Here is a 13,029-nt window from a genome sequence, read left to right on the forward strand (position 1 = left end):
CCACCCGGCTCCGGCGCTCCGGCAACCACCGCTTCTGCGGACCATTCGCTTGTGTTCCCGCCTGACCGGCGACGTTACCAGAGCGACGAGTGAGTGGATGACAAGGCCGCGTCAAGGAGGCCCTGCCGCTCGAGGAAGCACGAGTTTGTCAGGCGTCGGCCAGGAGGGGGTCGTACGGAGTGCTCGTGCGGCGGCCCGACATGAAGGAGAGGAAGTCGCCCACGAAGGCGCTCTGGCCGTAGCTGCCGTCAGTGATGGTGAGGTCGCGGTGGAAGGCGGTGCGGAAGAGCGTCCGGTACTCGTCGGCGTCGATGGCTCCGCTGCTGTCCTTGTCGGTAGCGTCGAAGAGCACCTCCGCGACACGGATGAGCGCGGGTCCGGCCAGGGAGGGGACGGCGGCGGCGTACTCGTCGGCGCTGACGCGGCCGTCGCCGTCGGTGTCGAGAGCGGCCTGGAGTTCGCGCCACCAGGCGGCGAAGGCGTCGTAGAGCCGGGTCTCCTCGGGTTCGTCCAGGTCGAGACGGGTGGAGAGTTCGCGGGCCATGGCGGCGAGGTCAGGCCAGTCGAGGTGGCCATCGCCGGTCTGGTCCAGCACCTGGCGGAAGAACTGCTCCGCCGAGCGTCGGCTCTGCCCGGCGCCCGGCGAAGGCGCAGGGTCCGGTGTGGGGTCCAGGTCGCCGCTCAGTGGTGTGAGGAGGCGGAGGAGGGCCGATGCCCGCTTCATGCGGGCACGCAGAGCGGTCGCGGTCCGGGCTCGGGGGTCGTCGCTCCCCGGTGAGACGGAGAGGACTTCGATGATGCTTTCGACGTTGATCAAGCCCTCGGGCAGGAAGCGGGCGAGTCCGGCGGCAAGGTAGGCGCCCTGCATCAGGGCCGGGGCGCCGGGCATCTCGGGCAGGCCGGCCCGGCGCCGGTACGGCTCGGGGAGCGAGGCGACGGTGATCGCGCCGAGAAGCGGTCCGGCGACAGCCCGGCCGGCCGCCCAGAGCGTCGGCATGCCCTTGAGCAGCGCCGGAGCGGGAAGGTGGTCGAAGAGCCGGTAGAGGATGACGCGGGCCGCCTCGGTGTTCTCCAGCTCGTTTTCGACGACCATGTCGAAGTACCGCCAGAAGTCGCCCAGGTCCTCGGGAAGTTCCCCGGCGTCGCCGTCGAGCGCGGCAAGGAACGCGCGGTACCTCACGTACATCCGCTCCATCGTGTCCTGGTCGAGCGGCTGGCCGCTCAGCCGGCACATGGTGACCGCGCTTTCGAAGAGGGTGGCGACCACCCAGGCACGGGTCGCGCGGTCCATCGCGTCGTAGGCGCGCCCGCGGGAGTCGGCGCCGCTCATGCGGGAGTGCAGCCGGTTGAGCCGGGCCGCCTCCCGCTCGCGCACCGCCGGATCGGCGTCGAACATGCGCCGCGTACTGAGGAAGGTGTTGCGGAGCCGGCGCCAGGGGTGGGTGGTGAAGGTGGAGTTGTCGACGAGGGCGGCGCCGATCTGCGGGTGAGCGGCCTCCAGCACGGTGGCGCGGATTACGGCCAGCGCCCAGCGCGGGTCGTCGAAGAAGGCGCTGAACCGCGATTCCAGGCCGAACACAGGGTCCTCGTCGGCCGTTCCCGTGGTTCCGGTCGTCATGATGGATCTCCGATCGTCCAGGCTGGCACGCCGCCGAAGCGGCGGTCGCGGTGCTGGTAGGCGTGCAGGCAGGTGAGGAAGTCGGGGGCCCGGAAATCCGGCCAGAGCACCTCGGGGAAGACCCACTCGGCGTAGGCGACCTGCCAGAGCATGAAGTTGGAGATGCGCTGCTCGCCGGAGGTGCGGATGACCAGATCCACGTCGGGGGTGTCTGGGAACGGCAGGTGGTCCGCGAAGAGCCGCTCGGTCACCTCGTCGGCGGGCGTTTCGCTGCGGATCAGCGACCTTGCGGCCTCGACGATGTCTCGGCGCCCGCCGTGGTCGAAGGCGACGGTCAGCGTCATCCCCCGGTTGTCGGCGGTCAGAGCCGACAGGTCGTCGAAATCCTGAGCCAGTCCACGGGGGATTCGCGGGTCGGCGGCCCCGAGGAAGCGGCAGCGGATGCCGCGGGCGAGCAGCAGCGGCGCGTGCTTGCGCACGACCCGCCGGACCAGGCGCATCAGATAGTCGACCTCGCTGCCGGGGCGGTTCCAGTTCTCGGTGGAGAAGGCATACAGGCTCAGCCACTCGACTCCGGCGGCCCGGGCCGCCTCGATGATGTCGATGACGGTGGTCTCCGCGGCCCGGTGGCCCGCCGTTCGGGGGAGAGAACGCCGTTGTGCCCAGCGGCCATTGCCGTCCATCACGCAGGCTACGTGCCGCGGTACCGCACGCGTCGGCCGCTCGTCCTGCCGTTGCTCGTCCCCGTACTGTCGACTGCCCCGCCGATCCTCCGCCGCCGCGCGTGCGCGCGGGACGCCATGGCCCGTCACACCCGGCCCCCCTGTCTCGCCCGGAGCGGCAAGGTCGGTCCTACCACGCTCGGTCACGCCCACCCCGCATCGCCCGTCCCAACGCCCCACCGAAAGTGTTCCTCCCAGGAGTATGACGACACGAAATGGGCCCAAACGGCCAAACGGGCTACCGTCACCCATAGCTCATATGCCCGATTTTCTTCTTTTCGGCATCGCCGGCTCGCTTCAGTGATCGCGGTCGACAACCCGCAACCGGGCGTCGGTGTCCATGCCGGAACTCCGTGCCGCGGTCGCACCCAACCAGCGGCAACGGGACATCCTCACGGCCGGACAGCGTGCTGCATGCCGAAGACCAGCCGGACGCCTACCGGCGTGCCGTCACAGGCTACGGCGACGACGTGGTCACCTCAGTCTTCCAACTGGCCGGAGCGCTCTCGTGCAAGATCTTCGACTGCGCAGATCCGTTGGAGCCCGCCGACAGCGGTCACCCGGTAGTACACGGTGCGGGCGGCCCGTCCCCGCGGCCCGCCACCCTCCTACGACGCAGCGCAGCGGCTCCCAGGCCGCCCCCGCGACGGCCGAAGAGGCGGGCGCACCCCGCGCAGGGACCAACTCCGCCACACCACCAACCTGTAGGGATCCAAAAGTCCCGCGCATGCACTGACCTGGGTGTTCGCCCGTCCGTCGTGATCCTCGTCAGGCGGTGTTCCGGTATTCGTGGGAGCCCGTCGAGGACGTCGTGGCGGTGGATCCGCTGCGCGGGGAAGGGGATGACGTCCGCGTCGTCGGCGGGGGCTCGAAGTTGCAGGGCGCGGTGGGGTCTTCCGGTGTTGTAGTGCTCGGCGTACCGGCGAGTACGTGCCGCAGGTGCTGCTCGTTGTAGATGAGCATGCGGTTGCACTCGGCTCGGACGGTGCGTATGAATCTCTCGGCGTGCGCGTTCATCCTTGGCGCCTACGGTGCGGTCTTGAGGATCTCGATGCCGTCGGCGGTGAAGATGGCGTCGAATGCGTGGGTGTAGCGGCTGTCGCGGTCGCGCAGCAGGTAGCGGAAGTCGGCGGCGTGGTCGCCGAGGTCGGCCAGGAGGTTTCGGGTGTGCCCGGCCGCGCGGCGAGGCCGGAGCACCCACCGGCACGCCGGGCTTACCGCCACCACCAGCGTCCTCGCAGCAGTGCGCAGCATGTCACCCGAGCGGTGGGAGGCGAGGACCACGTCCACGATGGCCAACCGGCGGCGACTGTGAAAATCGCTCTACGATCACCGGCGCACGGTGATAGACATCCGGCGTGGAAAGGAATCTCGAGTTCCCTGACCTGCTGCGACTGATCGATGAACGGTCGACCGCCTTCCGCACCGCGGTCGCCGCCGCGCCCAGTCTCGACGCACAGGTGCCGACCTGCCCCGGGTGGACGTTGTTCGATTTGGTGAAGCACCTGGGTGGGGGAGACCGTTACTGGGCCGCCATCGTCGGCGCGGGGCCTGCCGACGCTCCCCCGGCCGGGGCCACCGCTGCGCGCGCCGCTCTGGAAGTGCCGCGGGAGCGTGAGGCCCTGCTGGCCTGGCTGGCCGCGTCGACGCAGCTTCTGCTGAGCGCCCTGCGCGAGGCAGGACCGGACGCCGGCTGCTGGGCGTGGTGGAGTGCCCTGCAGACGCCGCGGACCTCTGGCGGAGTCGCCCGGCACCGGGTCCAGGAGAGCGCGGTGCACACCTGCGACGTCCAACTCGCCGCGGGCGCCCCGCAGCCGCTGCCGGCCGAGGTCGCACTCGACGGTGTCGAGGAGTTCCTGTTCACCTGCGTCGCGACGCCCAGCGCCTGGCCGCACAAGCCCACGGCCTTCGACTTCCACACCGCCGAGGGCCGCTCCTGGCGCCTCACGGTCGACGGCGACGGCGCACGCTCCACCCGCATCCCCGCGCCCACTGCCGCGACCGGCGAGGGCTCGGACGCAGCCGGCGCTTCCATCCATGGCACGGCCAGTGAGTTGGTCCTCTACTTGTACGACCGTATCCCCGCCGACTCCTTGCATGTTGACGGCGACGCAGGGCTGCTCGACCTGCTCCGCGCCTGGGAGCCGGAGGAGTAGGACGTAGCAGGGGCGGTTGGCCGCGACTCGAGCCGGTAGGACACGACTCTTCGCCAGGTTCGTCAGTCCCAGCACCGGGCCCAAACCCACGAGGCGGCCTCGGGGCGTCACCAAGCCGACCGTCCATCTGGTCAGAGCTCGAACTCACGACCTCCGCACGATCAGAGACGAGCACATCGATAGCCAGGCAACCGCCGACCGGCTCGCTCTCCGTGTCCAGCAAGCCGGCGGTTCTACGTCGAGCCCGACCCCTGCCCGCGCTCCTTGCCCCACAAACCCGCCAGATGACCATTTATCAAGTAGGCCGTAGTAGGACTCCGTTAGGTCTTCCCGTCGGCCCTGTTCGGGTGCCTGGCGGGAGGGCGGCTCGGATGCTCTGCTTGGGCACGGGGTCGCCAGCGCGCAGTGCGCTCTGGACGAGGCCCAGCGCCAGAGCCTGAGGGAACTGCTGCGGGCCGGGGCCAAGGACTACGGGTTCGCCACGGATGGCTGGACGTTGGCGCGGGTTCGCCGCGTGATCATCGAGCGGTTCTCCGTTGTCTATGGCTCGCTGTCCGGGGTGAGCCGGCTCCTGCGCCGGATGGGCTCCACCCCGCAAGTGCCCGCCCGCCGGGCCGTCGAACGCGACGCGGGCGGGATCCAGGAGTGGGTAGAGACCGAGTGGCCGAAGATCGAAAAAAGGGGGGCCGCAGGAGCCTGGTTCTGCTTCCAGGACGAGGCCGGGGCCTCGCTGACCGGCGCGGTTGTCCGCACTTGGGCACCGGCCGGGCAGACCCCGGTCCTGACCGTCGTCAAGGGTCGCCAGCCGAAGCTGTCCATGGTCGCCCTGACCTGCTACCGCCCGGGACAGGCACCCAGGTTGATCTACCGGATCCGCACTGGCTGGTACCGCGACCGCGACCTGTTCCCCCTACTGGACCAGGCCCACCAAGCCCTCGGCGCCCCGATGGTGCTGATCTGGGGCAACCTGGCCGGACACCACAGCCGCTGGATGCAACGCTCGATCGACGGCCGCGACTGGCTGACCGTTCACTACCTGCCCGCCTACGCTCCCGACCTCAACCCCGTCGAGCAGGTCTGGTCCCACCTCAAACGCACAGCCCTGGCCAACCTCGCCGCCCTCACCCTCGACGAGCTCACCCGTGCCGTTCGAACAGGACTCCGCCGCATCCAGAACCGTCCCGCTCTGCTGACCGCCTGCCTCACCCACACCGGACTCGAAATCCACTCAGCACCCACCTGATCCAGCAAAGCTCAGTGAGGCATGCTGCCCGCGTCAGCGCCAGCCGCAAGCTGAGAAACCGCGTTCGCACACTTCCCACCCGGGCAACGCGCGCAGCGAGCACCGGGACCGACCGAGGCCGGCCGTCTGGCCGGCTCAGCGCTCGAAGGTGCCGTACACGGCCGCCCAGGCGATCGCGTGCGTGAACAGGAGGAAGTCCATGAGCGCGGGAGCCGTCGTCTCGGACACGTCCAGCTTCTCCACATCGACGGCGTGCACCACGAGGAAGTAGCGGTCCGGGCCGTCCTCGACGGACTCCACACGCACCGGCGGACGCCGCGCATGAGGCAGGGACCGTCACATGAATGCCTCAACTGGTACGGGTCATGTCGAGGACGATCTTTCCCCGTCGGGGCGGTTGTGCGGCTGTCTCGTGCGCCTGCGTTGCCTGATGGGCCGGGTAGATTTCGCGGACCGGAACGTGGAAGCGGCCCTGGTCGGCGAGTGCCGTGGCTGACGTCAGTCCGTGGACGCCGTCGGGCTCGCCGGCGAGGCGGCCCATGGACAGCCGGACCCCGTAAGCCGATGCCCCGAAGTCAGCCAGGGTGACGACGCTGTCCGGGGTGCCGGCCAGTTCGATCAGTTCGCCCAGCGACCCGGCCCCCGCCGCGTCAAGTGCCCGGTCGACCGGAGTGGCGGTCACGGCGCGGATCCGGGCGGGCAGACCGCGCCCGTAGTCCACGGGTTCCACCCCCAGTTCCCTGAGGAATTCGTGACTGTCGGGGCGTGCGGTGCCGAGGACGCGGGCGCCGCGTGCCACCGCGAGTTGCACGACGATGCTGCCGACGCCGCCGGCCGCACCGTCCACCAGCAACGTCGTGTTCTCCCGCACGTCGAGCAGGTCGAGAGCCCGGGTCGCGGTCTCGATGCCGGTGCCCGCCGCCCCGGCTTCGGCCCACGTCATGCCGTGCGGTTTGTGGGTCCAGACATCCAGGACCGCGTACTGCGCGCTCGCCCCGCCCAGCCGTGCCACGTCGACCGCGCCGAAGACCTCGTCGCCGACGGCGTAGCCCGTAACCTCAGCACCGATCTCGTCGATCACCCCGGCGGCGTCGACGCCGGGAACGTGCGGCAGGGCGAGGTGCTTGCCCGCCGGGGACGAGCCTTCGCGCAGTGCGAGATCGACGGGCGAGACCCCGGCGGTCCTGACGGCGATGCGGACCTGGTGAGGGCCGGGATGGGGCTCGGGCACGGTGCCCAGGGTCAGGACCTCCGGCGGGCCGAACCGCTTGAACTGCACAGCAAACATGATCACCTCTCCCGCCCGGAGTCTCCGCGCGCTCCGATGAGGTAAACATGGTTCCGGACCACCTGTTCCACTACGCGGGAAGACGATAGGGACGCAGGGAAAAGTGACTCGGAAAGCCAGGGCCGACGCGGCCGACAACCATGAACACATCATCGCGACCGCCCACGAGGCTTTCGCCGTCGAGGGCGTGGACCTCCCCATGCGCGAGATCGCGCGGCGCGCCGGGCTGGGCATCGCGACGCTGTACCGACACTTCCCCACCCGCACGGACTTGATCAGCGCGGCCCTTGCCGGGCATGTGGCGGCCTGCCGGGCGGACATGCAGGCCGCACAGAAAGAGCCGGACGCCTGGACCGCGCTCAGCGGAGCCATCCGCCAGTTCGCTGAACACCAGATCCGGGCCCCCGGCCTCAACGAGGCACTGCTGGGCTCGCACACCGCAGGCGACGCCTTTCGTGCCGACCGGCAGGCCCACGCGGCAGCACTGGAACAACTCGTCGCCCGCGCACACCAGCAGCACGTCCTGCGGCGAGGAACCACCGTCGCAGACGTCCGCGTCGTCCTGATGGCGATATCCTCGCTGCGCCCCACGCACGCCACTCGGCGGTCCGATGCGATCCGCACCTTGCTGGACCTGCTTCTAGCAGGGCTCCACTCGCCCGATCACTGACCTGCCGAGCCCCCAGGCCGCGCCCCCTGCCCTACCGTGTCCCCCTCGGACGCAAGCCACTTCATCAAGCATTCAAGTCCTTCGCGCGCCGCACGGAGCACGCTCCCGCGATGCCGCTGCGGACGGCGCAAGTCGAAGGTGCGCGCGCCCTCCATGACGACGGCCCGCTCCCCGGCCGGTCGAGTGCCGGGGAGTGGGCCGCGAGGGGCCGGTCAGAAGTTGAAGTGCTGCTCGCACACGTCGCGCCGGGGGGCGTTGCCCGCCATCTTCCAGGCCCTGTCCGCGCCCTCCTCCTCGATCCACTGGCGGGTCTGGCCCTTCCAGTACTTCTGCAGCTCGGTGGCCTTGAGGCCCTTCTCCTTGCCTGCTGCCTTGGCGACCTCCACCTGCGTCGACAGGTGCTTGTTGCTGTTGTCCAGCCGCGACTGGAGGATGACGTCCACGCCCCGGGGCGCGGTCACCGTGATGATGAGCGCGTCGTTGCCGGTCTTGTGCTTGTTCTTCACGGAGCGGAACGTGGTCGTCGCGCCCGGGACGGTGGCCACCATCTGCTCGATCGCCGTGCGGCGCTGCTTGCCGCACTGGTCGCGGTTGTCGATCTCGATCTCGAAGGTGATCTCGGGATGTCCGCAGGGATCAGGCGGGGCTTCGGCTGGCGGGCCCGGGAACCTTCTTGGCGGCCGGGGCAGGCGTCTCAACCGGGGCCTGGACCACGGGCGCGGGCGCCTCCGCCGGGGTTGCCTCGACGACCGGTGCGGCCACGGTGGAGGACTTGCACATCGTGAGGGTGTAGCCGCTCTCCGCCGCCAGGGCTTCGGCGTCCGTCCCCTGCGAGACCTGCATTACGCGGGCCCCCACGAGACTGTCACTCTGTGTTGCCGACAAAAGCCAGAGGACCCCGGCCCTCTCGGGCCGGGGTCCTCCACGCCCACCGAGCGCGACCGCCTACGCCGCCACCCACCCGCGGATGGCCTCCGCGACCGCCCGCACATCCAGCGCGTCCCGGTCGATGCGCGCAGCCAGCTCCGCCGCCTCCTTCGCGCCCACCGTCACGATCGCCCCGCTCGCCGTCAGGTACGCCGCCGCCACCACCGCACCGAACAGCTCGTTCGCGTGCTCCAGCGCCGGCACCCGGATGAGCTGGTGCATCAGCGCGGCCGCGCGGTGGTGCACCTCCGTGTACACCGGGGTCTCCATCACCTTGTCCGCGTGCCGCGCCACGGCGGCCGCCATCGACCCGAAGTCCGTCACGTCGGGGTCACCCGGCATGTTCCGGTGCGCGAGGTCCAGCAGCCACGCCCGGTCAATGTGAACGATCACGCAGCGGCCCCGGCCCCGGCGCCGTCCCCGGCCTTCGGGTGGCCGAACTGCTCGGCGAAGGTGTCGCCCCAGGCGTCCGCGAAGTGCGCGCCCGCGCCCAGGAACCGGTGCCGCAGGTCGTTCGCCTCGTCCGCGAGGACCTGCCGGGCGTAGTCGGTCACGCTCATGCCGGCGGCCGCCGCACGCGCCTCAATCCCGGCGGCTGTCGCCTCGTCCACCCGCACATTGATCTGCCTCTGGCTGCTCATGCCCCCACTGTAGCGGTTGGTACGCACCGCTACACCCCCTTCAGCGGGTGTTCTCCCCCCGCGCGGGACGACCTGCCGCCCACCGGCCACGTCGACTGCTGCCGCGCCCGGAACGTCTCCCCGCCTCTACAAACGCCGAGGACAGACCCCACAACTGTGATTGCAGTACTAAAGGTCCGCTACGAGAAGTCGGTAGCCGACGTCCAATGTGTCGCGGTCGAGCAGGTCAGCATGCCGTTCGTGCCACAGGCCTGAAGACAGGTCGTTGGACAGCCGGGTCAGGCCCGGGCGGAGGACCTCCTCGCCGGTTTGGGCAAGCATCGAGATACCTGCTCGCACTTCCGGATCGAGGTATGCCTCAGGTCGGCGCCAGAATGCAGCACCGAATCCGTCGGTGCAGTCGTGCGGGATCAGGACCTTCTCGATGCGGGCGCCTCCCAGCAGCGCAACCAGCCGGTCGATCGAGACCGCCCGTGTGTCGTCGAACGCGGCTACCTCCGGCAGGTACTCGTCCAGCAGCCAGAACCTGCGGAAGATGGCCTGGTCCCACGTGAAGATGACGACGCGCTGCCGCGCGATCCGAAGGAGTTCCCCGATGCCCGCTTCCAGGTTCGTCCAGTGATGCACGGTCAGCAAGGCCATCGCCGCGTCGGCCGAGTCGTCGGCGATGGGGATCGACTCCGCGGATGCCTGCAGGGCCCGCGCAGATCCGGCCGGACGTTGGGCGATCATCACTGCACCGGGTTCAACCGCCAGCACCGTTTGCGGTGGTTCGTAGGAGCCGGCACCCGCACCGACGTTGATGACAGTGCCAGCATCGCCGAGCGCCTCGTGGATCTTGACACCGATCCGGCGGTCGGTTCGCCGCGTGTGATTGTAGGTCGCACCGATGCGGTCATACGTCGTCACGACGGACAGTATGCCTCGTCGCTCACCACCTACCGTTGCTGATGAGCCATCCACAAGTATCGACAATTCCTCGCCACTGGGTGAACCGTCGGTCGGTGAAGACGACGGTCAGCGATAAGGGAGCTGCACACGGATACCTGGCCGCCCTCGGCGGCCGGGTACTGGGCGGCGATGACCGGCAGCACCCAGACGGGGGCGATGAGGCGAAGGAGCTGAGGGAAACCCGTCCGACGGTCAGCAGCGTCCTGTCAGGCGGATACCTCGGCACCGCAGTAGCCATGGCGCATCCGGAACCTCATGGAGTCGGTGCCGCCTGCCTGGAGCCCGATCAGCATCGACCGCCGCGGCTCGGGCAGGTCCTTGCCGTGCGCTCCAGTCCATTCGACGGAGCTGAAGAGTTGGGCCGCGCCCTCGAGCTGGACCGGGCTCGGCGAGCCGGTGGCTAGCGCGGTGAGGATGAGGTCGGGGTCCTCGGCGAGTAGTAGCCGCTGGACCGCCATGTCGTACGACTTCAGGCCGCCGGTGGACTCCCTGGCGGAAGTCCCGGCCCATGCCAGCAGGACGCGGATCCGCTCGATCCCGTCCGGATAGCCATCCATCTTGGACGAGTGCGGCGAGCCAGGCCTTGGCGTCGCGAAGCCGATCCGACCAGGCTTCCAGGTCACGCCCCGGCGGGTTGGAGACCGCCATGGCCGCGTCGCGCAGCCCAGCGGGGGCAGCCTGGAGCCAACGCAGCCGCCGCAACCGCCGATGTAGAGCTCGAAGTCGCGGACGACAGCGGCTATACCCTGGGCTGCCCAGGCATCGCTCTCGTCCCATTTACTCCGCTGATCGGACAGGTACTGCACGTCCGCACGGTTCCGGCGCCTGGTCGGCCACCGGGGCAAGAAGCGGGCACTCGTCGCGGTCTGCTGGCGGCCTACCAACGCATGCACGGTTTGAAGCGGCGGGGACTGGAGACGGAGCGGAAGCCACCACGCCAGTTCCCGACCCTGCTGAGGCTTCCACTACCGCACCTCCCCCCGCATGGGCAACGCCCCGGACAGCTCCAGCGAGAACGCCGGTTTCAGGGCGGCGCGTCGACCGGCGCCGGTCGACCGCGCGGCGCGCAGCGGCGGCGCCTGTCGGGAAGCAACTCGGTGATGCCCTGACCGTCGCAGTGTTCCAGCAGGGGAACGGTGACGCGGCGGCTGGTCTCCAGGGCGCAGCTCGCCGTTCCCACGGTGAACGGCTGGTCGAGTTCGCTCAGCCGGTCGGCCGCCAGCCGCGGGGCGTCCGGCAGCAGCACCACATGCTCCGCGAGCCGCAGTACGGCCCCATGGCGCACCGCCGCGGCGAGCTCGCGACGGCCGAGGCCGAGTTCCGCCAGCCGCTGGGCTTGGGGGGCGGCGAACGGCCGGCCGGCGAGCTCGGCGGTGAGACGGCCCACCGCGTCCGCGACAGCGGCGGGCAGGGAGTCGGGTCCGCTGGTCACGCGCCCGAGGCTCAGCCGCAGGGGTGGTGTGACCAGTGCCTCCACCAGGGACGTGGAGGGCAGTCCGAGGCGGTGCCGCGCGATGCCCACCGGTACGCCCTCCTCGGCGGGCCGCTCGGTGCGGTACGCGGTGACCAGTTCGGTCAGCCGGGCGCGCAGGGCGGTCCAGTGGACGGGCTCGGCGAGCCAGTCGCCCGCGACCGGCACGGTGTGGACGGCCACCCCCATCGCGGTCAACTCCTGGCGCGTGACCAGCAGTCGGCGCCGTATTTCGTCCGCCTCGCTCGGAGCGCCGAGAGCATCGCCCAGTTCGGCCGCGCGCCGTGCCGCGGCACCACGACGCAGGAGGTCCGGTGGCCGGGGATCGAGCACCGTCAGCCCGGCCAGCACCCGCCGCAGACCGGGATCGCGCAGCACCGCGCGGTCGCCGATGCGCAGCGGCAGCGGCGCCGGCAGGGTCAGCCGGACGATGTCCGCACCGAGCGGCCGGACGCGTACCGGCACGGCGGCCGAGCCGATGTGGGCGACGGCGGTGCGGGGCAGCTCCCCGGCCGGTGTTCCGCCGTGTACGCGCACGTCGCAGCGCAGACAGGGGACGAAGCTGCCGGGGGTGAGCAGAGCGTCGCCGCGGCCCGTCGACTCCTTCTCGAGACCGCGGAGGTTGACGGCGAGCCGAGCGGTCGCTCGCACCAGGCCGGTCTCCTTGCCGAGGGCCTGCAGCGCCCTGACGCGCACGGAACGGCCGGAGCGGGCGGTCACCAGGACGTCGCCCCGCCGGATCCGCCCGGCACCGAGCGTGCCGGTGACCACCAGCCCGCTGCCGCGCACGCTGAAGGCGCGGTCGATCCACAGCCGTACCGGGGCGTCGGCGTCCCCGTCCGGCAGTCGCGCGGCCAGCCGGTCGAGGGCGGCGCGCAGCGCGGCGAGGCCCGTGCCGGTGCGGGCGCTGACGGCCACGGCCTCGACGCCGCCGAGGGTGCTGGACCGGATCCGGTCCAGTGCCTGTGCCGTGGCGGGGCCGGGGTCGGCCAGATCGCAACGGGTGACCGCGAGCAGTCCGTGCCGTACGCCCAGGGCGTCCACGGCGGCCAGATGCTCGGCGGACTGCGGCTTCCAGCCCTCGTCCGCGGCGACGACGAACAGCACGGCGGGCACGGGCCCCACGCCGGCCAGCATGGTGGGAACGAACCTCTCGTGTCCCGGGACGTCGACGAAAGCGAGCCGCTCGCCCGAGGGCGCATCGGTCCATGCGAAGCCCAGGTCGATGGTCAGACCACGGCGCCGTTCCTCCGCCAGCCGGTCGGGGTGGGTGCCGGTCAGCGCGTGGATCAGCGTGCTCTTGCCATGGTCGACATGCCCGGCCGTCGCGATGACCCGCATG

Annotated in this window: 14 protein-coding genes and 1 pseudogene; 3 read left to right on the plus strand and 12 right to left on the minus strand. The window is 70.6% G+C overall.

What is annotated here, in order from left to right; translation table 11 throughout:
* Positions 1 to 148: 148 nt before the first annotated feature.
* The 4 genes from OIE69_RS00555 to OIE69_RS00570 all read right to left on the minus strand — a co-directional run bounded on the left by OIE69_RS00555 (position 149) and on the right by OIE69_RS00570 (position 3,639).
* Positions 149 to 1,618, minus strand: a complete 1,470-nt coding sequence (locus tag OIE69_RS00555; protein WP_326569956.1) for an oxygenase MpaB family protein — start codon at positions 1,616 to 1,618, stop codon at positions 149 to 151.
* The gene (uppS, locus tag OIE69_RS00560; protein ID WP_326569957.1) at positions 1,615 to 2,487 is read right to left on the minus strand and encodes a polyprenyl diphosphate synthase; all 873 of its coding nucleotides are present in this window, start codon (positions 2,485 to 2,487) and stop codon (positions 1,615 to 1,617) included. The genes OIE69_RS00555 and uppS overlap by 4 nt, the downstream gene beginning before the upstream one ends.
* 621 nt (positions 2,488 to 3,108) lie before the next feature.
* Positions 3,109 to 3,357, minus strand: coding sequence for a hypothetical protein (locus tag OIE69_RS00565; RefSeq protein ID WP_326569958.1), 249 nt, complete (start codon positions 3,355 to 3,357; stop codon positions 3,109 to 3,111).
* Between the two features lie 9 nt (positions 3,358 to 3,366).
* A complete protein-coding gene (locus OIE69_RS00570) occupies positions 3,367 to 3,639 on the minus strand; it encodes a hypothetical protein (protein WP_326569959.1) in 273 nt (90 codons plus the stop codon).
* Positions 3,640 to 3,698: 59 nt separating this feature from the next.
* Between OIE69_RS00570 and OIE69_RS00575 the strand changes: the two genes are divergently transcribed.
* On the plus strand, positions 3,699 to 4,496 hold the full coding sequence (locus OIE69_RS00575; RefSeq protein WP_326569960.1) for a maleylpyruvate isomerase family mycothiol-dependent enzyme: 798 nt from the start codon (positions 3,699 to 3,701) through the stop codon (positions 4,494 to 4,496).
* Between the two features lie 358 nt (positions 4,497 to 4,854).
* A pseudogene (locus tag OIE69_RS00580) lies at positions 4,855 to 5,739 on the plus strand (IS630 family transposase); the annotation flags it as partial.
* Positions 5,740 to 5,874: 135 nt separating this feature from the next.
* Here the strand turns inward: OIE69_RS00580 and OIE69_RS00585 are convergent.
* Both OIE69_RS00585 and OIE69_RS00590 read right to left on the minus strand, forming a co-directional pair.
* The gene (locus OIE69_RS00585) at positions 5,875 to 6,045 is read right to left on the minus strand and encodes a hypothetical protein (RefSeq protein WP_326569961.1); all 171 of its coding nucleotides are present in this window, start codon (positions 6,043 to 6,045) and stop codon (positions 5,875 to 5,877) included.
* Between the two features lie 43 nt (positions 6,046 to 6,088).
* Positions 6,089 to 7,027 (minus strand): NADP-dependent oxidoreductase, encoded by a 939-nt coding sequence (locus OIE69_RS00590; protein ID WP_326569962.1) that lies wholly within the window; start codon positions 7,025 to 7,027, stop codon positions 6,089 to 6,091.
* A gap of 103 nt (positions 7,028 to 7,130) precedes the next feature.
* Between OIE69_RS00590 and OIE69_RS00595 the strand changes: the two genes are divergently transcribed.
* On the plus strand, positions 7,131 to 7,697 hold the full coding sequence (locus tag OIE69_RS00595) for a TetR/AcrR family transcriptional regulator (RefSeq protein WP_326569963.1): 567 nt from the start codon (positions 7,131 to 7,133) through the stop codon (positions 7,695 to 7,697).
* Positions 7,698 to 7,909: 212 nt separating this feature from the next.
* Here the strand turns inward: OIE69_RS00595 and OIE69_RS00600 are convergent, their stop codons facing one another.
* The 6 genes from OIE69_RS00600 to selB all read right to left on the minus strand — a co-directional run bounded on the left by OIE69_RS00600 (position 7,910) and on the right by selB (position 13,028).
* Complete coding sequence (locus OIE69_RS00600) at positions 7,910 to 8,395, minus strand: hypothetical protein (RefSeq protein WP_326569964.1); 486 nt, start codon at positions 8,393 to 8,395, stop codon at positions 7,910 to 7,912.
* A 247-nt stretch (positions 8,396 to 8,642) separates the two neighbouring features.
* Positions 8,643 to 9,017, minus strand: a complete 375-nt coding sequence (locus OIE69_RS00605; RefSeq protein WP_326569965.1) for a fic family toxin-antitoxin system, toxin component — start codon at positions 9,015 to 9,017, stop codon at positions 8,643 to 8,645.
* Positions 9,014 to 9,265, minus strand: coding sequence for a plasmid mobilization protein (locus OIE69_RS00610; RefSeq protein ID WP_326569966.1), 252 nt, complete (start codon positions 9,263 to 9,265; stop codon positions 9,014 to 9,016). The genes OIE69_RS00605 and OIE69_RS00610 overlap by 4 nt, the downstream gene beginning before the upstream one ends.
* A gap of 168 nt (positions 9,266 to 9,433) precedes the next feature.
* Positions 9,434 to 10,174 (minus strand): methyltransferase domain-containing protein, encoded by a 741-nt coding sequence (locus OIE69_RS00615; protein WP_326569967.1) that lies wholly within the window; start codon positions 10,172 to 10,174, stop codon positions 9,434 to 9,436.
* A 248-nt stretch (positions 10,175 to 10,422) separates the two neighbouring features.
* Positions 10,423 to 10,773, minus strand: a complete 351-nt coding sequence (locus OIE69_RS00620; protein WP_326569968.1) for a hypothetical protein — start codon at positions 10,771 to 10,773, stop codon at positions 10,423 to 10,425.
* A 467-nt stretch (positions 10,774 to 11,240) separates the two neighbouring features.
* Entirely contained in the window at positions 11,241 to 13,028 is a 1,788-nt protein-coding gene (selB, locus tag OIE69_RS00625; RefSeq protein ID WP_326580874.1) for a selenocysteine-specific translation elongation factor, read from the minus strand.
* Position 13,029: the final 1 nt, after the last annotated feature.

Origin of the sequence: Actinacidiphila glaucinigra, assembly GCF_035918135.1 — a bacterium.
GTDB classification, from domain to species: domain Bacteria; phylum Actinomycetota; class Actinomycetes; order Streptomycetales; family Streptomycetaceae; genus Actinacidiphila; species Actinacidiphila glaucinigra.

Coding starts and splice junctions, on each gene's coding strand:
- OIE69_RS00555 (WP_326569956.1), bottom strand. CDS start 1,618: ATGACGACCGGAACCACGGGAACGGCCGACGAGGACCCTGTGTTCGGC.
- OIE69_RS00565 (WP_326569958.1), bottom strand. CDS start 3,357: ATGAACGCGCACGCCGAGAGATTCATACGCACCGTCCGAGCCGAGTGC.
- OIE69_RS00590 (WP_326569962.1), bottom strand. CDS start 7,027: ATGTTTGCTGTGCAGTTCAAGCGGTTCGGCCCGCCGGAGGTCCTGACC.
- OIE69_RS00610 (WP_326569966.1), bottom strand. CDS start 9,265: ATGAGCAGCCAGAGGCAGATCAATGTGCGGGTGGACGAGGCGACAGCC.
- OIE69_RS00620 (WP_326569968.1), bottom strand. CDS start 10,773: ATGGATGGCTATCCGGACGGGATCGAGCGGATCCGCGTCCTGCTGGCA.
- selB (WP_326580874.1), bottom strand. CDS start 13,028: ATGCGGGTCATCGCGACGGCCGGGCATGTCGACCATGGCAAGAGCACG.